This is a genomic window from Pseudomonas sp. GW822-FHT02E03 (genome assembly GCF_058802325.1).
In genome coordinates, this window is sequence record NZ_JBXAOA010000004.1 from 40902 (window position 1) to 61051 (window position 20150).

The window sequence follows — 20150 nt, forward strand, 5'->3', positions numbered from 1 at the left end:
AAGGACGTCCACCATGCAACACCTAAAATCCCTGGCGCTACTCAGTCTGTTGTGTGCCGGCCAAGTCTCGGCCCACGGTCTCTGGACCGAAGAACGTCGCGGCAACATCGAAGTCATCTACGGCCACGGTGCCGAAGACAACGCCTTCAAGGCACAGAAAATCAGCGGCGCGTGGGCCTATGACGTCGCCGGAAAAATGATCCCGGTGAACGTGCAACGGCTGGCCGACCACGCCCGCCTGCAGCCGTTGAAACCACCGGCGGTGATGGCCGTGGCGCTGAACAATGGCATGTGGTCGCAGACGGCGGATAAGAAATGGATCAACGAAGGACGCAGCAAAGTGCCGGGGGCCATTGAGTCGACCCAGACTTTCAAATACAGCCTGGCGATCTACCAGCCGGGGGCGAAGCTGCCGAAGCTCGATCAGATGAAACTGCTGATTCTGCCGGAGGTTGATCCGCTTACCGTGGGGCCGGGCAAGTCGTTGCCGGTTCGAGTGCTGCTGGACGGTAAGCCGGCGGCGGGCGTGAAGTTGGTGGGCGACTATCGCAGCGCGCCGGATACGTTAAGCACCGAGACCGATGCAGAGGGTCGGGCGCAAGTATTGGTGCGTAATGAAGGGTTGAATGTGATTGCGGCGCAGATGGAGATTCCGCTGAAGGACAACCCGGATGTCGCGACGCGCGGGCTGTTCACGTCGCTGACCTTCCTTGGCGAAGCGCATCACGAGTAACCCCCGAATGATCGTTCCCACGCTCTGCGTGGGAATGCCGCCATGGACGCTCTGCGTCCACTGTGACGCGGAGCGTCACGGGATGCATTCCCACGCGGAGCATGGGAATGATCAGTCTGGGGGTTTTACAGGTCGCCGAGGCCGTCGATCAGCGCCTGATTCTGCTCCGGCGTACCGATGGAAATCCGCAGGAACTGGGCAATCCGCTCCTGCTTGAAGTGCCGAACGATTACGCCCCGTTCGCGCAACTTCGCCGCCAGCCCTGCCGCATCGTGCTTCGGGTGACGGGCGAAAATGAAGTTCGCCGCCGACGGCAACACCTCAAACCCCTTTGCCTCCAGCTGCGCGACCACCTTTTCGCGACTGTCGATGACCAACCGGCAGGTCTTGTCGAAATACTCGCGATCCTCGAACGCCGCCGCAGCCCCCACAATCGCCAGACGATCCAGCGGGTAGGAGTTGAAGCTGTTCTTGATCCGCTCCAGCGCCTCGATCAAGTCCGGATGCCCCACCGCCAGACCAACCCGCAGGCCCGCCAGTGAACGGGACTTGGACAGGGTCTGAGTCACCAGCAGGTTCGGATAACGGTCCACCAACGTAATCGCCGTTTCACCACCGAAATCGATGTAGGCCTCATCCACCACGACCACCGAATCCGGACTGGCCTTGAGGATTTGCTCAACCGCGTCCAGCGCCAGCAGGCAACCGGTCGGTGCGTTCGGGTTGGGGAAAATGATCCCGCCGTTCGGCTTGGCGTAGTCCGCCGGGTTGATCTGGAATTGCTCATCCAGCGGCACCGCGTCGAATGCGATGCCGTACAACCCGCAGTAAACCGGGTAGAAGCTGTAGCTGATGTCCGGGAATAGCAGCGGCTGATCGTGTTGCAGCAAACCGTGGAAAATGTGCGCCAGGACTTCATCGGAACCGTTGCCGAGGAACACCTGATTGCCCTGCACGCCGTAGTACTTGGCAACAGCCTGCTTGAGCAGATCGCTGTTCGGGTCCGGGTACAGACGCAGGTTATCGTTCAGTTCGGTCTGCATCGCGGCCAAGGCTTTGGGCGATGGACCGTACGGGTTTTCGTTGGTGTTGAGCTTCACCAGTTTTGCCAGCTTCGGCTGCTCGCCCGGCACGTAAGGCACCAGACTCTTGACGAAGGGACTCCAGAATTTACTCATGTTCAGTTGCCCTTCTTATCGTCAACGATACGGTATTCGGCGCTGCGGGCGTGAGCGGTCAGCGACTCGCCACGGGCCAGCACGGAAGCCGTTTTGCCCAGTTCGGAGGCACCCTGCTCGGAGCAGAAGATGATCGACGAACGTTTCTGGAAGTCATAAACACCCAGTGGCGAAGAGAAGCGCGCGGTGCCGGACGTTGGCAGCACGTGGTTCGGGCCAGCGCAGTAGTCGCCCAGCGCTTCGGAGGTGTGGCGGCCCATGAAGATCGCGCCGGCGTGGCGGATCTGCGGCAACCAGGCCTGCGGATCGGCAACCGACAACTCCAGGTGCTCTGGCGCAATGCGGTTGGCTACTTCGATGGCTTGTTCCATGTCGCGAACCTTGATCAGCGCACCCCGACCATTGATCGAGGTTTCGATGATCTCGGCGCGCTCCATGGTCGGCAGCAATTTGGCGATGCTGGCGGCGACTTTGTCGAGGAACTCGGCGTCCGGGCTGACCAGAATCGCCTGGGCGTCTTCGTCGTGCTCGGCCTGGGAGAACAGGTCCATGGCAATCCAGTCCGGATCGGTCTGACCGTCACACACCACGAGGATCTCGGAGGGGCCGGCGATCATGTCGATGCCGACCTGACCGAACACGTGGCGCTTGGCGGTGGCGACATAGATGTTGCCAGGGCCGACCACTTTGTCGACCTTCGGCACGCTTTCGGTGCCGTAAGCCAGCGCCGCAACTGCCTGGGCGCCGCCGATGGTGAACACCCGGTCAACGCCGGCAATGCAGGCCGCGGCCAGCACCAGTTCGTTGATCTCGCCTCGCGGAGTCGGCACGACCATGACCACTTCGCTCACGCCTGCCACCTTGGCCGGAATCGCGTTCATCAGCACCGAAGACGGGTACGACGCCTTGCCGCCCGGCACATACAGACCGGCGCGATCCAGCGGCGTGACTTTCTGGCCCAGCACCGTGCCATCGGCTTCGGTGTAGCTCCAGGAATCCTGCTTCTGCTTTTCGTGGTAGCTGCGCACGCGAGTCGCGGCTTTTTCCAAGGCTTCACGCTGAGGCGCGGTGATGCGGGTCAGGGCCAGTTCCAGGCGTTCACGCGGCAGGATCAAATCTGCCATGGAGGCGACTTGCAGGCCGTCGAACTTCTGGGTGAATTCCACCAGCGCCGCGTCGCCGCGTTCGCGCACAGCCTTGATGATGTCCAGCACCCGCTGATTGACCGAGTCGTCAGACACACTTTCCCAGCTCAGCAGATGATCCAGATGATGTGCGAAATCCGGGTCAGCAGCGTTGAGTCGGCGAATTGCAGTCGGTGCGGTCATAGCGAGAGCCTCATAGGAATGGCAAAAACTCAGGCGCCCTAACTTAGCAGTCGTTTCCGCTTGGGCACCTGAGAATTCTGGCTATGAGGCGGATAGACGGGCGCGACTCAAGGTCGCGCGGGTGAATCAGCCGCGGTGTCGAGACTCCACTGCCTTGCGCAGGGTGTCGATCAACGCCTGGATTCGGGCGTGCTGCATTTTCATCGAAGCTTTGTTGACGATCAGCCGGGAGCTGATGTCGGCAATGAAATCCTGGGGCTCCAGGCCATTGGCACGCAGAGTGTTACCGGTGTCGACCACGTCGATGATCTTGTCCGCCAGACCGATCAGCGGCGCCAGCTCCATCGAGCCGTAGAGCTTGATGATGTCGACCTGACGGCCCTGCTCGGCGTAGTAACGCTTGGCGACGTTGACGAATTTGGTCGCCACCCGCAGACGCCCCTTGGGCTCGACATCGCCGACACGGCCGGCGGTCATCAGCTTGCAGAGGGCAATTCGCAGATCCAGAGGCTCATACAGACCCTGGCCGCCATATTCCATCAGCACATCTTTACCGGCGACGCCCAGGTCGGCGGCACCATGCTCGACATAAGTCGGCACATCGGTGGCGCGCACGATCAGCAAGCGCACATCGGCCTGGGTCGTGGGGATGATCAGCTTGCGGCTCTTGTCCGGATTCTCGGTCGGCACGATACCCGCTTCAGCCAGAAGCGGCAGGGTGTCGTCAAGGATGCGGCCCTTGGACAGTGCGATGGTCAACATGGGAAACGTCAGTCCTTATCAAGGTACTCATGCCCGGTCGCAAACGGCGCCGGACATACATCGAGGCCGTTACCAGCCCCGACTTGAACAAAATCAACGGGCGCGTCCTTGCGCCCATGCAGCAGAAACTAGCCCGGTACGCGGCGGATCTTCGCGCCGAGCATCTGCAGTTTCTCTTCGATGCACTCGTAACCACGGTCGATGTGGTAGATGCGGTCGATCAGTGTATCGCCTTCGGCGATCAGCGCCGAGATCACCAGGCTGGCCGAAGCACGCAGGTCGGTGGCCATTACTGGCGCGCCCTTGAGCTTCTCGATACCGGTGACGATGGCGGTGTTGCCTTCGACCTGGATGTGAGCGCCCATGCGGTGCAGTTCGTAAACGTGCATGAAGCGGTTTTCGAAGATCGTCTCGATCACCGCACCAGTGCCTTCGGCAATGGCGTTGAGGGAGATGAACTGCGCTTGCATGTCGGTCGGGAACGCCGGGTATGGAGCGGTCCGCACGTTAACGGCTTTTGGCCGCTTGCCGTGCATGTTCAGCTCGATCCAGTCTTCGCCGCAGGTGATTTCAGCACCCGATTCGCGAAGTTTTTCCAGAACGGCTTCGAGGATGGTCGGATCAGTGTCCTTGACCTTCACACGACCGCCGGTCACCGCCGCCGCCACCAGGTAGGTGCCGGTTTCGATACGGTCAGGCATCACTTTGTAAGTGGTGGTGTGCAGACGCTCGACGCCATCGATGGTGATGGTGTCAGTACCGGCGCCGGAAACCTTCGCGCCCATGGCGTTCAGGAAGTTCGCCAGGTCGACGACTTCAGGCTCGCGAGCGGCGTTTGCCAGCACGCTGCGGCCCTTGGCCAGAGCGGCTGCCATCATGATGTTCTCGGTACCGGTCACGCTGACGGTGTCGAAGAAGAAGTGCGCACCGCGCAGGCCGCCTTCAGGGGCCTTGGCCTTGATGTAGCCACCTTCGACGTCGATGACCGCGCCCATGGCTTCGAGGCCACGGATGTGCAGGTCGACCGGGCGCGAACCGATGGCGCAACCGCCAGGCAGTGCGACTTCGGCTTCACCGAAACGGGCAACCATCGGGCCCAGCACCAGGATCGAGGCACGCATGGTTTTCACCAGTTCGTACGGCGCGATCAGGGTCTTGATGGTGCGCGGGTCGATTTCGACGCTGAGCTTCTCGTCGATCACCGGCTCGATGCCCATGCGACCGAACAGCTCGATCATGGTGGTGATGTCGTGCAGGTGCGGCAGGTTGGCCACGGTCACCGGGCCATCGCACAGCAGGGTTGCAGCCAGGATCGGCAGGGCAGAGTTCTTTGCCCCGGAGATGCGGATTTCGCCATCAAGACGAGCACCGCCAGTAATAATCAATTTATCCATAAGAATCTCGACGCCCTTGGGCTCAGGTGCGCTCGGCCCAGGCCGCGCTGCTGAAAAATTTCATAGTGACCGCATGGATGCTGCCATCGGCGATCCACGGGTTCAAATGGGCATAGATGCTTTGCTGACGCTTGACCGGGCTCAGTGCCGCCAGTTCATCGCTAATCACGTTCAGCTGAAAGTTGCAGCCTTCGCCTTCAACTTCTACCTGAATTCCTGGCAGCTTTCCTTCAAGGAAGCTCTTCACTTCTACGGCCTGCATGCTCAACCTCAATCGGCGCCCTGTGCGCGCGGGTCGGACATCATACAAAAAAGCCCCGCGCCTGCGAACCCCGCATTCACAGGACTCTGACGGGGGGCTTCTTTATAGATGCGGTTCAGGGGTGCGCCAACAGCTCGGTCAATTCGCTGACCTGAGCGATTTCACGCATATCGTCGGGCATCGCGCGAATGCTCAGGGCCTTGCCGGCCGCCCGGGCATCGCGCATGAAGCACAGCAACAGCGACAAGCCGACGCTGCTGGACTTATCCACCGCTGAGCAATCAACCACCAGCGCAGCCGCGTTACTGGACTTGATCAGCGCCTGCCCCTGCTTGCGCAGGTTCGGGCCTGTCCGGTAATCCAGCACGCCACTGAGCAGCAGTTCGCCGGATTCGCTCATGCGAATGGCCGACTCACTCATTGGGTTTGCTTCTCGGTAGATTGTTCGGTGGCTTCCTTGGCTTTGGCGACTTCCCCGGCCCAACCGTTGATGGTCTTGTCCAGATCGTTGCCATTGCGCTGCATCGCATCAGCAAACTGATCGCGGAACAGCTTGCCAATGTTGATGCCGTTGATGATCACGTTGCGCAGCTTCCACTCGCCGTTGATCTTCTCGAGTGTATAAGACACAGGATAGATCGCGCCGCTGCTACTCTTGACCGTCATGCCAACGCTGGTACGGTCGCCTGACTCATCCTTGGCAGGATCGACGACGATGCCCTGGTTGTCGTACTCAAGCAAAGCATTGCCATAGAACTGGAACAGGCCTTTTTTGAAGTTCTCGACAAACTTCTGCATCTGCTCGGGCGTGGCCTTGCGTGAATACTTGACCGTCATGATGCTCTTGGAAATGCCTTCGGCATCCACCACAGGCCCGACGATGGTATTCAGCGCCGTATAAAAGTCCTGCGGGTCCTGCTTGTACTTTTCTTTGTTGGCAGCAAGATCCGCCAACAACCGGGTGGTGGTGTCCTGTACCAGATCGTGCGCGGAAGGCGCCGCCACGGCGTTAGCCATCAACGGCAAAGCCGCGAGTATTACCAACAGGCCACGTCGCAAGATAGAGATCATTCAAAAGCTCCTCATTTGGCGTCTTTGCTAACGGTATTGAGCAGGAATTTACCGATCAGGTCCTCGAGCACCAGCGACGACTGCGTGTCGTGGATGGTTCCCCCTTCCTTGAGCAGGGTTTCTTCCCCGCCCACGCTGATACCGATGTATTTCTCACCCAACAGGCCAGCGGTCAGGATAGATGCAGTGGAGTCGGTCGGCAGATTATCTACGCGCTTTTCCAGTTGCATGGTCACCCGACCGGTGAAGCTGTCGCGATCCAGATCGATTGCGGTGACTTTGCCGATGGTGACACCGGCCATGGTCACTTTAGCTCTGACCGTCAAACCGGCGATATTGTCGAAATACGCATAAAGTTTATAAGTATCGGTGCTCGCCGTCGGAGCCAGGCCACTGACCCGCAGCGCAAGCAACAGCAAAGCCAGGATGCCAGCCAGCAAGAAAAGGCCGACACCGATTTCCAGGGTGCGGTTTTGCATCAGAAATCTCCAAACATCAAGGCGGTCAAGATAAAGTCCAGGCCAAGTACAGCCAAAGAGGCATACACCACGGTCTTGGTAGTGGCACGACTGATCCCCTCGGAAGTGGGCTCGCAGTCATAGCCTTGGAATACGGCGATCCAGGTCACGACGAAGGCAAAAACGATGCTTTTGATAATACCGTTGAGCACATCGTCGACAAACGTCACGCTGTTCTGCATGTTCGACCAGTAGGAGCCTTCATAGACACCCAGCCAGTCGACGGCCACCCACGAACCGCCCCAGATACCCACCACGCTGAAAATTGTCGTCAGTACCGGCAAGGAAATGAAACCGGCCCACAGGCGCGGGGCAATGATGTACTTGAGCGGGTCGACCCCGATCATTTCCAGGCTGGACAATTGCTCGGTGGACTTCATGTTGCCAATTTCGGCGGTCAGCGCCGACCCTGCGCGCCCGGCGAACAGCAAGGCCGTGACCACCGGCCCCAGTTCACGCAGCAGCGTCAACGCGACCATCTGCCCGACGGCCTGTTCCGAACCGTAGCTGGACAGAATATTGAACCCCTGCAGGGCCAGCACCATGCCGATGAACACCCCGGAGACCACGATGATCACCAGGGACATCACGCCCACCGAATGCAGTTGCTTGACCAGCAAGCCGAAACCGCCGCCGATGCCGCCACGACCGAGCAAGGCATGGAACAGGAACAACGCCGAACGCCCGAACACCGCCATCACATCGATGCCGGCATGACCGAAACGGCGCACCCTTTCAATTAGTGTGATCTTGCGCATCAACGCTTCCCCAGAAGATCTGCGCGGTAATCCGGCGCTGGAAAGTGGTATGCGACCGGGCCGTCGGGTTCGCCAGTCAAGAATTGACGAATACGTGGCTCATCCGATTTCATCAGATCCTTGGGAGTGCCTTGCCCCAACACTTGCCCGTCGCCCACCACGATGAGGTGGTCGGCGATGCTCGCGGTCTCGGCCAGGTCGTGGGAAACCACAATGCTGGTGATGTTCAGCGCATCGTTGAGCAGGCGGATCAAGCGCACCAGCACGCCCATGGCGATCGGGTCCTGGCCGACGAAAGGCTCGTCGTACATCAGGATTCGCGGATCGAGAGCAATTGCCCGGGCCAGCGCGACGCGACGTTTCATGCCGCCAGACAATTCGTCAGGCATCAGGTCGATGGCGCCACGCAAGCCAACAGCCTGCAATTTGAGCAGGACAATGTCGCGGATCATTTCTTCCGGCAGCGCTGTATGAACACGTAGCGGAAAAGCGACGTTCTCGAACACATCAAGGTCGGTAAACAACGCACCGCTCTGAAACAGCACACCCATGTGCTTGCGCGCATCGAACAGATCGTTGCGCGACAGTGTTGGCAGGTTCTGGCCATTGACCCAGACTTCGCCGCTGGTGGGGCGCAACTGTGCGCCGATCAGCCGCAACAGCGTGGTCTTGCCACACCCGGAAGGTCCCATGATGCCGGTAACCTTGCCGCGCGGGATGCGGATATCGATGTTATTGAAAATGCTGCGCGTACCGCGCTTGAAGGTCAGTCCCTTCAGCTCGACCGCGTAGGCGTTATCGGCACTCATCTAAACTCCTTGCGATGCAGCCTCTCACTCGGACGCCTGGCTTTCTGGCGAAAGCACATACCTCCCCGGGCAGGCCGAACTGGCGGCGAACTATATCACTGCAAAGCTCAAGCGCCCAAGGCCCAAGCCGGGCATGTTCAGCAACATGACCGCCCGAAATCATCCATTTAGAGAGGATTCGGTAACAAGGAATGACAAACCGCGACGAACTAGCGTGAGGGTTTTGATCATTACCGTTATAATCGCCGCCTTTTCATCAGGCTATTCGATTTCCGACATGAACCAATCCAGCGACCTGATTCAATCCGCACAACGTACCATCCGTTTGGAACTGGAAGCCGTACAAGGCTTGCTACCCCATATCAATGCGGATTTCGTACGTGCGTGCGAGATGATTCTGGCCAGCAAAGGCCGCGTAGTCGTGGTCGGCATGGGCAAATCGGGGCACATCGGCAACAAGATTGCCGCCACCCTGGCCAGCACCGGCACCACAGCGTTCTTCGTGCATCCGGCCGAGGCCAGCCATGGCGACATGGGCATGATCACCCGTGATGACATCATTCTGGCGCTGTCGAACTCCGGCTCCACCAACGAGATCGTCACCTTGCTGCCGCTGATCAAACGCCAGGGCATTCAAATGATCAGCCTGACCGGCAACCCCGAGTCGCCGCTGGCCAAGGCGGCGGAAGTCAACCTCAATGCAAGCGTTGAGCACGAAGCCTGCCCGCTGAACCTGGCGCCCACCTCGTCGACCACCGCAGCACTGGTCATGGGTGATGCTCTCGCCGTTGCGTTGCTTGAAGCTCGCGGCTTTACCGCTGAAGATTTCGCTTTTTCCCACCCGGGCGGCGCCCTTGGCCGCCGCTTGTTGCTGAAAGTGGAAAACGTCATGCATGCCGGCACCGAATTGCCGCAAGTGATGTGCGGTACGCTGCTCAAGGATGCCTTGATGGAAATGACCCGTAAGGGATTGGGCATGACCGTTGTACTGAGTACGGATGGAAAACTCGCCGGGATCTTCACCGACGGCGACCTGCGCCGCACGCTGGACCGCACCATCGATATCCACAGCACGACCATTGATGAAGTGATGACCGCCCACGGCAAGACCGCCCGCGCCGAGATGCTCGCCGCCGAGGCCCTGAAAATCATGGAAGACCACAAGATCAACGCACTGGTAGTGGTCGACAGCGAAGACCGTCCGGTCGGCGCCTTGAACATGCACGATTTGCTGCGTGCGGGAGTAATGTAATGAGCACGGACCTGCTGCAACGCGGCAAACAGATCAAACTGGCGGTGTTCGACGTCGATGGCGTGCTGACCGACGGGCGCCTGTACTTCCTCGAAGACGGTAGCGAATTCAAGACGTTCAACACCCTCGACGGCCAGGGCATCAAGATGTTGATGGCCGCAGGCGTGCAGACCGCTATCATCAGTGGCCGCAAGACCCCGGTGGTTGAACGGCGCGCGAAGAACCTCGGCATTCCGCACCTTTATCAGGGTCGCGAAGACAAACTGGTGGTGCTCGACGAACTTCTTGGCCAGCTCAACCTGAGCTATGAACAAGTGGCCTACCTGGGCGACGACCTGCCGGACCTGCCGGTGATTCGCCGCGTAGGCCTTGGCATGGCAGTGGCCAACGCCGCCAGTTTCGTGCGCGAACACGCCCACGGCATCACCCAGGCCCGCGGTGGCGAGGGGGCCGCTCGCGAATTCTGCGAATTGATCCTGCGCGCCCAGGGCCGCCTCGATGCGGCCAACGCCGCATACCTGTGAGCCCATCATGCTGAGCAAGAAAATTCGTAACATCCTGGTGTTCGGTTGCATCGCCGCGATTTTTGCAGCGGTCGGCTACTGGAACATCAGCCCGGAGCGTTTCCTCGACAAGCCGGTGGTGAAGGTCGATGAAACCGCGATCGACTATTACGCCATCAACGCCCACAGCGTGCAGTACTTGCCCGACGGCAAACTGCAATACGAGATGACGTCGGACAAGGTCGAACACGTGAAAGCGAGCGAGGTGACGTTGCTGACCAATCCGGACCTGAACATGTTCCGTGGCACCGAATTCCCCTGGCACGTCCAGAGCGAGCGCGGCGAAGTCAACCCGGACGGCACTCAGGTCGAGCTGATTGACTCGGTACGTATCACGCGTTTCGACGAAAAAAACCGTAAAACCCTGATTACCACCACCCGTATGACAGTGTTCCCGCAGCAGCAATATGCGCAGACCGATCAACCCGTTAGAATCGACGGCGCTGGCGGTGTATCGACAGGCAACGGAATGAAAGCGTACCTGAAAGAAAGCAGGATACACCTGCTATCGAACGTAAGAGGACAGTATGAGGCTCGTTAAAACTCTCCCTATTTTGCTCAGTCTGGGCGCAGCACTGGGAAGCGTGAGCGCCTGGGCTCTGCCGAACGATCAAGAGCAGCCTATCCGCATTCAGGCCGACGATGCCCAACTGGACGACAAGAACGGCGTTGCCACCTATAAGGGCGATGTGATCATCACCCAAGGCTCGATGAAGGTCACCGGCAATACCGTGACCATCACCCGCACCCCTACCGGCGACATCGACGTGGTGACTTCGGTGGGCAACCTCGCCTACTTCGAGCAACTGCAAACGGCGGGCGATACCAAGCCGGTCCAGGGCTACGGCGTAACTATCCAGTACCACGCCTCGCAAAACCGCGTAGTGCTGATCGATCGCGCCAAGGTCATCGATAAGGACAACAACGTCACCCAAGGCGAAAAAATCGTCTACGACACGGTCAAAAAGCTTGCGAGCGCCGGTCGCGCCACGGGTAACAAGGTCACCGAGGCACGCCCTCGCATCGACATGGTGATCCAGCCGAAGAAGAAAACCGACGAGCAAAAGGCCCAGTAATGGCAACTCTGAAAGCTCAGCATCTGGCCAAGAGCTACAAGAGCCGTCAGGTCGTGCGCGACGTCAGCCTGTCCATCGACAGCGGTCAGATCGTCGGCCTGCTTGGCCCTAACGGCGCCGGTAAAACCACCTGTTTCTATATGATTGTCGGCCTGGTACAGGCCGATCAAGGCCGCGTACTGATCGATGACCTGGACGTCAGCCACCAGCCGATGCACGGTCGTGCGAAGGCGGGCATCGGCTATCTTCCGCAAGAAGCGTCGATCTTCCGCAAACTGTCGGTGGCCGACAACATCATGGCCATCCTCGAGACCCGCAAGGAGCTCGATCAGGCCGGTCGTCGCCAAGAGCTGGAAAGTCTGCTGCAGGAATTTCACATCCATCACATCCGCGACAATCTCGGCATGAGCCTGTCCGGTGGTGAACGCCGCCGTGTGGAAATCGCCCGGGCACTGGCTACCAACCCGAAATTCATCCTCCTCGACGAACCTTTCGCCGGCGTGGACCCGATTTCGGTGGGTGACATCAAGCAGATCATCCATCACCTCAAGGCTAAAGGCATTGGCGTGCTGATCACGGACCACAACGTTCGTGAGACCCTGGATATCTGCGAAACCGCCTACATCGTCAACGATGGCCAACTGATTGCTGAAGGTGACTCCGCCACCATCCTCGCCAATGAACTGGTCAAGGAAGTGTATCTGGGCCACGAGTTCCGCCTGTAAGCACCTGAGGTGCCCGGGTCGTCGAAGGGGCGCTCGTTTCAATAAAAAATCAATAACTTTTTATTGTTACAGCGCTCTAGGCAAACACTTCAGTTTCGGGCATATAATTTGCTTATGTTTGGCGCTTCGGCGCCCTGTAGTGGATGGCGCATGTGCGCCGGCGAATAAGGTGTTAAGCCCCTGCCATGAAACCATCGCTAGTCTTGAGAATGGGCCAGCAGCTGACGATGACACCGCAGCTGCAACAGGCCATCCGCCTGCTCCAATTGTCGACCCTGGACCTGCAACAGGAAATCCAGGAGGCTCTGGAGTCCAATCCGATGCTCGAACGCCAGGAAGAAGGCGACGACTTCGATAACGCCGACCCCTTGGCCGATAGCGCCGAACAGAAACCCAACGCCGACATTCAGGAACCCTCCTACCAGGAAACCGCCCCGACGGTGGATAACCTTGAGGAAGGCGACTGGAACGAGCGCATCCCCAACGAATTGCCCGTCGACACAGCCTGGGAGGATGTCTACCAGACCAGCGCCAGCAGCCTGCCTAGCAACGATGACGATGAGTGGGATTTCACCACCCGCACATCGGTCGGTGAAAGCCTGCAAAGCCATTTGCTCTGGCAACTGAACCTGGCACCGATGTCCGACACCGATCGCCTGATCGCCGTAACCCTGATCGACTGCATCAACAATCAGGGCTACCTGGACGAAACCCTCGAGGAAATCCTCGAAGCGTTCGACCCGGAACTGGACATCGAACTGGACGAAATCGAAGCCGTCCTGCACCGCATCCAGCAATTCGAACCCGCTGGCATCGGCGCCCGCAACCTCGGTGAATGCCTGCTACTGCAACTGCGCCAGTTGTCCGCCAAGACCCCTTGGCTGGCCGAAGCCAAGCGCCTGGTCACCGATTACATCGACCTGCTCGGCAGCCGCGATTACAGCCAGCTGATGCGCCGCATGAAGCTCAAGGAAGATGAGCTGCGCCAGGTCATCGAATTGGTCCAGAGCCTCAACCCACGCCCGGGTTCACAAATCGAGTCCACCGAAGCCGAATACGTCGTTCCCGACGTGATCGTGCGCAAGGACAACGAGCGCTGGCTGGTGGAGCTGAACCAGGAATCAGTGCCACGCCTGCGGGTCAATGCCCAATATGCCGGTTTCGTGCGCCGCGCCGATACCAGCGCTGACAACACCTTCATGCGTAATCAGCTGCAGGAGGCTCGCTGGTTCATCAAGAGCCTGCAAAGCCGCAATGAAACCCTGATGAAAGTCGCCACCCAGATCGTCGAGCATCAACGCGGCTTTCTCGAATACGGTGACGAAGCCATGAAGCCGTTGGTGCTGCATGACATTGCCGAAGCAGTCGGCATGCATGAATCGACGATTTCACGGGTAACCACGCAAAAATTCATGCATACCCCACGGGGCATCTATGAACTGAAATACTTTTTTTCCAGCCACGTCAGTACCTCTGAAGGCGGTGAATGCTCGTCCACGGCGATCCGCGCGATCATCAAAAAACTGGTTGCCGCGGAAAATCAGAAAAAGCCGTTGAGTGACAGCAAGATCGCTGGTTTACTGGAGGCACAAGGCATTCAGGTAGCCCGTCGCACCGTCGCCAAGTACCGCGAATCCCTGGGGATCGCGCCTTCCAGCGAACGGAAGCGGTTGATGTAGCCGCCGGGCTCGCCACAGCGTTCCAGTGGCAGGCATTTCTGCCTGCCGCTTTATGCACTGGCAACGAAGGAGAAGCTGTATGCAAGTCAACATCAGTGGACACCAACTGGAAGTGACCGAACCCCTGCGCACCTACATCGGCGAAAAACTCGACCGATTAGAGAGGCATTTCGACAAGATCACCAATGTGCAAGTCACGATGAACGTCGAAAAACTGCTGCAGAAGATCGAAGCCACGCTGCATATTCCCGGCGGAGAAGTGGTCGCCAATGCCGAGCATACGGACATGTATGCCGCCATCGACCTGCTGACCGACAAGCTGGATCGCCAACTTAAAAAGCATAAGGAAAAGACCCAGAGCCTCCTCCAGGGCGCGACCGGTCGTTAACACCCCCAATCCATGATCCGACTAGAAACCATCCTGACCCCCGGCCGTTCCCAAGTGAACGCGCCGGGTGGCAGTAAAAAGAAAGCCCTCGAGCAAATTGCCAACCTTATCCACCGCGAAGTACCGGATCTGGAAATGCAGGACGTCTTCGAGGCCTTGATTGCCCGTGAGAAACTCGGTTCTACCGGTTTCGGCAACGGCATCGCCATCCCCCACTGCCGGCTCAAAGGCTGCACCTCGCCAATCAGTGCGCTGCTGCACCTGGAAGCCCCTATCGATTTCGATGCCATCGACGGTGCCCCGGTTGACTTGCTGTTTGTGCTGCTGGTCCCGGAAGCCGCCACCGATGCACACCTGGAATTGCTGCGCCAGATTGCCAGCATGCTGGATCGCAAGGAAGTGCGTGAAAAACTGCGCAGCGCCCCGAGCAACGAAGCCTTGTATCAGGTTGTCCTGGACGAGCAGAACGGTCACTAATCATGCGCCTGATCATCGTCAGTGGCCGCTCCGGCTCAGGTAAAAGTACCGCCCTCGATGTGCTCGAGGACAACGGCTACTACTGCATCGACAACCTGCCTGCCGGCTTGCTGCCGGAGCTGGCCGAACGTGCGCTGATTCACACCGAACTGGCACAACCGCTGGTGGCCGTGTCCATCGATGCGCGCAACCTGCCGAGCCATCTGTCACGGTTCCCCGAATTGCTGGAAGAGGTCCGCAGCCGGCATATCCAGTGCGATGTGCTGTATCTGGACGCTGACGAAGAAACCTTGCTCAAGCGCTTTTCGGAAACTCGCCGTCGTCACCCGTTGAGCAGCGCCAATCGTTCGCTGGCGGAGGCGATAGAGGACGAAACCAATCTGCTGGGGCCTATCGCCGATTTGGCTGACCTCAAAGTCAATACCACCAATCTGAACCTGTATCAGCTACGCGATACCATCAAGCTGCGCCTGCTGAATCAGCCGGAGCCCGGCACTGCGTTCCTGGTGGAATCTTTCGGGTTCAAGCGTGGCATGCCGGTGGACGCCGATCTGGTGTTCGACGTGCGCTGCCTGCCCAACCCTTACTGGAAGCCGGAGCTACGGGCACAGTCCGGGCTCGATCAACCGGTGGCCGAGTACCTGGCGGCACAGCCGGACGTCGAAGAGATGTTCCAGGACATTTCCTCATACTTGCTCAAATGGCTACCCCGCTTTGCTGCCAGCAATCGCGCCTATGTCACCATTGCCATTGGCTGCACTGGCGGGCATCACCGCTCTGTCTACCTGACCGAACGTCTGGGTCAGGTCCTGCAAAAAAACCTGAAGAACGTCCAGGTCCGCCACCGCGACCTCAGCTAAAGGATTCACATCGCGATGCCTGCTCTGGAAATCGAAATCATCAACAAGCTGGGCCTGCATGCCCGCGCGTCTGCAAAATTCGTTGGGGTAGCGGGTCAGTATCCTTGCCAGATCAGGGTTGGCCGTACACCGGAATCAATGATCGACGGCAAAAGCATCATGGCCATGATGATGCTGGCCGCTGGCAAAGGCACCACAATTCACCTGAATACCGAAGGCGAGCAGGAACAGGAAGCGCTGGATGCATTGGTGGCACTGATCAATAACTTCTTCGACGAAGGCGAATAAACAGCAAAAGATCGCAGCCTCGTTTCACTCGACAGCTCCTACGGTATGCCGATCCTTGTAGGAGCTGTCGAGTGAAACGAGGCTGCGATCTTTTCTTGTTTTTCAAGCCAACGCGGTATCCATCACCATCATCAGACAAAACCCGATCAGCAGCCCAAGGCTGGCCAGTTTGTCGTGACCATGGCGGCGCGATTCGGGGATGACTTCGTGAGTCACCACCAGCAGCATCGCACCGGCCGCCAGTGCCAGCCCCAACGGCAACAACAGTTCGGCCAGGCTCACCAGCCAGGCGCACAACAGTGCGAAGACCGGCTCGACCAACCCTGACGCGGCACCGATCAGGAACGCCTTGACCCGCGACACCCCTGCTCCGGCCAACACCAACGCGATCACCAGCCCTTCCGGCACATCCTGCAAGGCGATGCCCATGGCCAGGCTGTCGGCGTCAGGCATGCCACCACCGGCCGAGACGCCGACCGCCATGCCTTCCGGGATGTTGTGGGCGATGATGGCGAACACAAACAACCAGATCCGCGGTGCAATCACCGATCGCTTCAGTGTCCCCACGAGCATTTCGGGCGCAGCGCCAGACACCCTGCGATCCACCAGAAACAACCCGAATGCGCCCAGAAGGATGCCGAAGCTGATCAGGCCGCTGGCCGCCCAAGGCGTCAGCCCGAGGCTTTCAGCCGCGGCAATGCCGGGCACGATCAGCGAAAACGCCGTCGCCGCGAGCATCACTCCGGCGCCGAAACCCAGCAGCGAATCACTGACTGCCTGGGGCATCCGCCGAATCACCAGCACCGGCACCGCGCCCAAAGCCGTGCCCAAGGCGCAAATCGCCCCGCCTTGCAGGGCGCGCTGCAGTTTCGGTTCGAGGTCCAGCCAGCTCAGCCCTTGAGCAGCCAATAACGTCATGCCCGCCAGCAGTAACAGCGATTCCAGTGCGTAACGAAACATTCGTCCACTTCCGACCGCCAGTGTTTCAGTGCCCATAGTCAGCCCTGGATTGTTTTTACAGAAGACTTAAACCAGCGCAGCCTGATAACGCGTAGCGACTTCAGGCCAATTGATCACGTTGTAGAACGCATTGATGTATTCCGGACGGCGGTTCTGATAGCGCAGGTAGTACGCGTGCTCCCAGACGTCCAGGCCGAGAATCGGCGTATTGCCGTTCATCAACGGGCTGTCCTGGTTGCCGCTGCTTTCAACGATCAAGGTCTTTTGCGGCGTCACACTCAACCAGGCCCAACCGCTGCCAAAACGGGTCAGCGCAGCTTTGGTGAAGGCCTCCTTGAAGCTGTCGAGACCACCCAGCTGTTCGTCGATCGCCTTGGCCAGCGTGCCTTCAGGTTGGCCTCCGCCGTTGGGTGCCATCACTTCCCAGAACAACGAATGGTTGGCATGCCCACCGCCCTGATTGATCACTGCAGCACGGAGCTTTTCCGGCAATTGCTGGACAGCCGCCACCAGTTTTTCCACCGGCCATTCAGCAAATTCAGTGCCTTCGACTGCAGCGTTGAGGTTGTTGATGTAGGTCTGGTGGTGTTTGGTGTAGTGGATTTCCATGGTTTGCGCATCGATGTGCGGTTCCAGGGCGTCATAGGCGTACGGCAAGGCAGGCAAGGTAAAAGCCATTTCAATGAACTCCATGTTGTAAGGGCGCAGGCTGATGCGAGGTCGAAGCGGTGTCGGTGCGCAGCAATCTGTGGGTGCGCGGATACTCACCGTGTTCGCTGATGAAATTCAGCAGCTCGACATAGGTTTTGCTGCTCTGGCGCAGCGCGGCTTCACGCAAAGCCGGCGCCAGTCGCGGGTCTTGCATGGTCTGTAAAAGCCGTTGATGGATCGCGCACAGGTACTCGGCGCTCTCCTCCGGCTGGTTCAGACGCAGGTGCAGGTCCGCCAGGTTATGGTGGGAAATCACGCAAGCCGCCACCGCTTCGTCGGCATCCGCCCAGCGCTCGAACAACACCTGGGCCAGGGCCAATGCCTGCAAGTAGGCCTCGCGGGCATCGATCAGCTCTCCCAGCATGAAACAGCGATTTGCTCTTTCGATCGTGCGTTTCCAGTGCTCCATGGTGAGCCTCCAAAGCGGTAGCGGTGATTACACGCCGCCTGCGGTGAGCTTCTCTGGGTTGAGCAATTCTTCCAGTTGGCTGCGCGTCAGGTCGGTGTGTTCCAGGGCGACATCGATCACCGGCCGGCCCTGCTGATAAGCCTTCTTGGCAATCTCGGCGGCTTTTTGGTAACCAATGATCGGGTTGAGTGCAGTGACCAGAATCGGATTGCGCGACAGCGCTTCCTTGAGCCGGGCCTCGTTGACCTTGAAGCTGGCAATAGCCTTGTCGCCCATCAGTCGGCTGGCGTTGGCCAGCAACTCGATACTGCTCAGCAGGTTCTGGGCGATGATCGGCAGCATGACGTTCAACTCGAAATTGCCCGACTGACCGGCGACGGTGATCACCGTGTCGTTGCCAATCACCTGAGCGGCGACCATCGCGGTGGCTTCCGGGATCACCGGATTAACCTTGCCGGGCATGATCGACGAGCCGGGCTGCAAGGCTTCGAGTTCGATTTCACCGAGCCCGGCCAACGGGCCGGAATTCATCCAGCGCAGGTCATTGGCGATTTTCATCAAGGAAACCGCTGTAGCCTTGAGCTGCCCTGAAACGCTGACCGCCGTGTCCTGCGAGCCGATTAGCGCAAACAGGTCCTTGCCCGGCGTGAACTGCACCTGAGTCAGTTGGCTGAGTTGCTGGCTGAAACGCGCCGCAAACTGCGGATGGGCATTGACCCCGGTACCCACCGCCGTGCCGCCCTGGGCCAGCGATTGCAGGCTTGGCAGCAGATCCTGCAGGTGACCGATATTGGCCTTGAGCTGTTGCGCCCAACCATTGAGCACCTGACTCATGCGCACAGGCATGGCGTCCATCAAATGGGTACGCCCGGTTTTGACGAACGGATGAACCTGCTCGGCCTTGTGCTCGATCACCTGCACCAGATGCACCAGCGCCGGCAGCAATTGCTCATGCAAGCTCAATGCGGCGCTGACATGGATGGCAGTCGGGATGATGTCGTTGCTGCTTTGGCCGCAATTGACGTGATCGTTGGGATTCACCGGCTCGCCCAACAAGCGGCTGGCCAGGGTGGCGATCACTTCGTTGGCGTTCATGTTGGAACTGGTGCCGGAACCGGTCTGGAAGATATCCACCGGAAAGTGCTGCATGAAGTCACCTTCGAGCAGGCCTTGAGCGGCGTCGACGATCGCCTTGCCCTGGGATTCGCTGATCTGTTTGAGCTCGACGTTGGCTCGGGCGGCAGCGGCCTTGGCCAGAATCAGCGCCCGGATGAACTGCACGGGCATCGGTTTGCCGCTGATCGGGAAGTTATCCACTGCGCGCTGGGTTTGCGCGCCGTACAAAGCATCAATCGGGACATTTAACTCGCCCATGCTGTCGCGTTCGATACGTGTGTTATTCATCAGGAGATCCTTGCACCAGTTCTATGAGAGGAATCGAGGGCAGCAACTCGCAGGTCGCCAATTGCCACGCGTAGCTTTGCCAACGTTTGAGGCGGCATTTGCAGAGTGATTGCCGTTCGAGATCGCGTAGTGGCCGCCAGGCCTGGTCGAGACACAAGCTGCGCCAGTGCCAGGGCAGCGCGACATCGACGGCGGTATCGAGCAGCAAACGGAAAGAGGTTTCAGCGATGGTCCAGGGTGAGGTGGCCGTGCAACACGCCAGATACCGGCCTTCGGCCAGGGAATGTTCAATCAGGCGCGGCTCGTCAGGGTCCATGGCGCAACGGATCTGGCGACTCATCCAGCGCCAGCTTTCGAGGTAAGGCTGCTCGTGCAAGGCAGAACTCATGATCCGGGCTCATTCGATAATGAGATTTATTATTAGATGATAATGAGAACCAAAACAAGCGCAGCGAAACACGGAGATCCTTGTGGGAGCGGGCTTGCTCGCGATGACGATAGAAGATTCAACATCGATGTCGACTGAAATGACGCTATCGCGGGCA

The 20150-nt window shown here is 59.0% G+C and carries 26 protein-coding genes; 11 read left to right on the forward strand and 15 right to left on the reverse strand.

From position 1 onward, the window contains the following. Nucleotides 1-13 precede the first annotated feature (13 nt). Complete coding sequence (locus tag AC1RQB_RS04430; protein ID WP_008070569.1) at nucleotides 14-733, forward strand: DUF4198 domain-containing protein; 720 nt, start codon at nucleotides 14-16, stop codon at nucleotides 731-733. A gap of 125 nt (nucleotides 734-858) precedes the next feature. On the opposite strand, the gene hisC is transcribed toward AC1RQB_RS04430, so the two are convergent. The 10 genes from hisC to AC1RQB_RS04480 all read right to left on the reverse strand — a co-directional run bounded on the left by hisC (nucleotide 859) and on the right by AC1RQB_RS04480 (nucleotide 8813). Further along, nucleotides 859-1911 carry a histidinol-phosphate transaminase gene (gene hisC, locus AC1RQB_RS04435; RefSeq protein ID WP_063341537.1) on the reverse strand — a complete coding sequence of 351 codons (1053 nt, stop codon included), beginning with the start codon at nucleotides 1909-1911 and terminating at the stop codon, nucleotides 859-861. 2 nt (nucleotides 1912-1913) lie between these two features. Continuing rightward, complete coding sequence (gene hisD / locus AC1RQB_RS04440; protein ID WP_063341538.1) at nucleotides 1914-3239, reverse strand: histidinol dehydrogenase; 1326 nt, start codon at nucleotides 3237-3239, stop codon at nucleotides 1914-1916. A 126-nt stretch (nucleotides 3240-3365) separates the two neighbouring features. Then, a complete protein-coding gene (hisG, locus tag AC1RQB_RS04445) occupies nucleotides 3366-4001 on the reverse strand; it encodes an ATP phosphoribosyltransferase (protein WP_007901570.1) in 636 nt (211 codons plus the stop codon). A gap of 128 nt (nucleotides 4002-4129) precedes the next feature. After that, nucleotides 4130-5395: a UDP-N-acetylglucosamine 1-carboxyvinyltransferase gene (gene murA / locus AC1RQB_RS04450; protein ID WP_008070575.1), complete on the reverse strand. Its 1266-nt coding sequence runs from the start codon at nucleotides 5393-5395 to the stop codon at nucleotides 4130-4132. Between the two features lie 22 nt (nucleotides 5396-5417). Then, nucleotides 5418-5657: a BolA family protein gene (locus AC1RQB_RS04455; RefSeq protein ID WP_008070578.1), complete on the reverse strand. Its 240-nt coding sequence runs from the start codon at nucleotides 5655-5657 to the stop codon at nucleotides 5418-5420. A gap of 115 nt (nucleotides 5658-5772) precedes the next feature. Then, nucleotides 5773-6078, reverse strand: a complete 306-nt coding sequence (locus tag AC1RQB_RS04460) for an STAS domain-containing protein (RefSeq protein WP_063341539.1) — start codon at nucleotides 6076-6078, stop codon at nucleotides 5773-5775. Then, nucleotides 6075-6728 carry an MlaC/ttg2D family ABC transporter substrate-binding protein gene (locus tag AC1RQB_RS04465; RefSeq protein ID WP_063341540.1) on the reverse strand — a complete coding sequence of 218 codons (654 nt, stop codon included), beginning with the start codon at nucleotides 6726-6728 and terminating at the stop codon, nucleotides 6075-6077. Before AC1RQB_RS04465 ends, AC1RQB_RS04460 begins: the two co-directional genes overlap by 4 nt. A gap of 11 nt (nucleotides 6729-6739) precedes the next feature. Then, the gene (gene mlaD, locus AC1RQB_RS04470; protein ID WP_008070583.1) at nucleotides 6740-7207 is read right to left on the reverse strand and encodes an outer membrane lipid asymmetry maintenance protein MlaD; all 468 of its coding nucleotides are present in this window, start codon (nucleotides 7205-7207) and stop codon (nucleotides 6740-6742) included. Beyond that, on the reverse strand, nucleotides 7207-8004 hold the full coding sequence (gene mlaE, locus AC1RQB_RS04475) for a lipid asymmetry maintenance ABC transporter permease subunit MlaE (RefSeq protein ID WP_008070585.1): 798 nt from the start codon (nucleotides 8002-8004) through the stop codon (nucleotides 7207-7209). The genes mlaD and mlaE overlap by 1 nt, the downstream gene beginning before the upstream one ends. After that, nucleotides 8004-8813, reverse strand: coding sequence for an ATP-binding cassette domain-containing protein (locus AC1RQB_RS04480; RefSeq protein ID WP_008070586.1), 810 nt, complete (start codon nucleotides 8811-8813; stop codon nucleotides 8004-8006). The genes mlaE and AC1RQB_RS04480 overlap by 1 nt, the downstream gene beginning before the upstream one ends. A 277-nt stretch (nucleotides 8814-9090) precedes the next feature. Here AC1RQB_RS04480 and AC1RQB_RS04485 point away from each other — a divergent pair, with 277 nt between their 5' ends. From AC1RQB_RS04485 to AC1RQB_RS04530, 10 genes are all read left to right on the forward strand, one after another. Then, nucleotides 9091-10065, forward strand: coding sequence for a KpsF/GutQ family sugar-phosphate isomerase (locus tag AC1RQB_RS04485; RefSeq protein WP_063341541.1), 975 nt, complete (start codon nucleotides 9091-9093; stop codon nucleotides 10063-10065). Further along, entirely contained in the window at nucleotides 10065-10589 is a 525-nt protein-coding gene (locus AC1RQB_RS04490) for a KdsC family phosphatase (protein WP_008070590.1), read from the forward strand. The genes AC1RQB_RS04485 and AC1RQB_RS04490 overlap by 1 nt, the downstream gene beginning before the upstream one ends. Before the next feature lie 7 nt (nucleotides 10590-10596). Beyond that, a complete protein-coding gene (lptC, locus tag AC1RQB_RS04495) occupies nucleotides 10597-11169 on the forward strand; it encodes an LPS export ABC transporter periplasmic protein LptC (RefSeq protein ID WP_008070592.1) in 573 nt (190 codons plus the stop codon). After that, on the forward strand, nucleotides 11156-11704 hold the full coding sequence (gene lptA / locus AC1RQB_RS04500; RefSeq protein ID WP_007901540.1) for a lipopolysaccharide transport periplasmic protein LptA: 549 nt from the start codon (nucleotides 11156-11158) through the stop codon (nucleotides 11702-11704). Before lptC ends, lptA begins: the two co-directional genes overlap by 14 nt. Then, a complete protein-coding gene (gene lptB, locus AC1RQB_RS04505; RefSeq protein ID WP_008070596.1) occupies nucleotides 11704-12429 on the forward strand; it encodes an LPS export ABC transporter ATP-binding protein in 726 nt (241 codons plus the stop codon). Before lptA ends, lptB begins: the two co-directional genes overlap by 1 nt. A 185-nt stretch (nucleotides 12430-12614) precedes the next feature. Beyond that, on the forward strand, nucleotides 12615-14108 hold the full coding sequence (locus AC1RQB_RS04510; protein ID WP_032830276.1) for an RNA polymerase factor sigma-54: 1494 nt from the start codon (nucleotides 12615-12617) through the stop codon (nucleotides 14106-14108). Between the two features lie 79 nt (nucleotides 14109-14187). After that, on the forward strand, nucleotides 14188-14496 hold the full coding sequence (hpf, locus tag AC1RQB_RS04515) for a ribosome hibernation-promoting factor, HPF/YfiA family (RefSeq protein WP_003178005.1): 309 nt from the start codon (nucleotides 14188-14190) through the stop codon (nucleotides 14494-14496). A gap of 12 nt (nucleotides 14497-14508) precedes the next feature. Further along, complete coding sequence (ptsN, locus tag AC1RQB_RS04520) at nucleotides 14509-14973, forward strand: PTS IIA-like nitrogen regulatory protein PtsN (protein WP_007901530.1); 465 nt, start codon at nucleotides 14509-14511, stop codon at nucleotides 14971-14973. 2 nt (nucleotides 14974-14975) lie between these two features. Continuing rightward, nucleotides 14976-15833: an RNase adapter RapZ gene (rapZ, locus tag AC1RQB_RS04525; RefSeq protein WP_063341542.1), complete on the forward strand. Its 858-nt coding sequence runs from the start codon at nucleotides 14976-14978 to the stop codon at nucleotides 15831-15833. A gap of 15 nt (nucleotides 15834-15848) precedes the next feature. Beyond that, a complete protein-coding gene (locus AC1RQB_RS04530; RefSeq protein ID WP_063341543.1) occupies nucleotides 15849-16121 on the forward strand; it encodes an HPr family phosphocarrier protein in 273 nt (90 codons plus the stop codon). Nucleotides 16122-16223: 102 nt separating this feature from the next. On the opposite strand, the gene AC1RQB_RS04535 is transcribed toward AC1RQB_RS04530, so the two are convergent. From AC1RQB_RS04535 to AC1RQB_RS04555, 5 genes are read right to left on the reverse strand one after another with little or no spacing between them, the layout of a single operon-like run. Then, the gene (locus AC1RQB_RS04535; protein ID WP_063341544.1) at nucleotides 16224-17117 is read right to left on the reverse strand and encodes a ZIP family metal transporter; all 894 of its coding nucleotides are present in this window, start codon (nucleotides 17115-17117) and stop codon (nucleotides 16224-16226) included. Nucleotides 17118-17147: 30 nt separating this feature from the next. Beyond that, the gene (locus AC1RQB_RS04540) at nucleotides 17148-17759 is read right to left on the reverse strand and encodes a superoxide dismutase (protein WP_063341545.1); all 612 of its coding nucleotides are present in this window, start codon (nucleotides 17757-17759) and stop codon (nucleotides 17148-17150) included. A gap of 1 nt (nucleotide 17760) precedes the next feature. Continuing rightward, nucleotides 17761-18201: a DUF2753 family protein gene (locus AC1RQB_RS04545; protein ID WP_008070619.1), complete on the reverse strand. Its 441-nt coding sequence runs from the start codon at nucleotides 18199-18201 to the stop codon at nucleotides 17761-17763. 27 nt (nucleotides 18202-18228) lie between these two features. After that, nucleotides 18229-19605 (reverse strand): class II fumarate hydratase, encoded by a 1377-nt coding sequence (locus tag AC1RQB_RS04550; RefSeq protein ID WP_063341546.1) that lies wholly within the window; start codon nucleotides 19603-19605, stop codon nucleotides 18229-18231. Continuing rightward, complete coding sequence (locus AC1RQB_RS04555) at nucleotides 19598-19993, reverse strand: hypothetical protein (protein WP_063341547.1); 396 nt, start codon at nucleotides 19991-19993, stop codon at nucleotides 19598-19600. Before AC1RQB_RS04555 ends, AC1RQB_RS04550 begins: the two co-directional genes overlap by 8 nt. Between the last annotated feature and the right edge of the window lie 157 nt (nucleotides 19994-20150).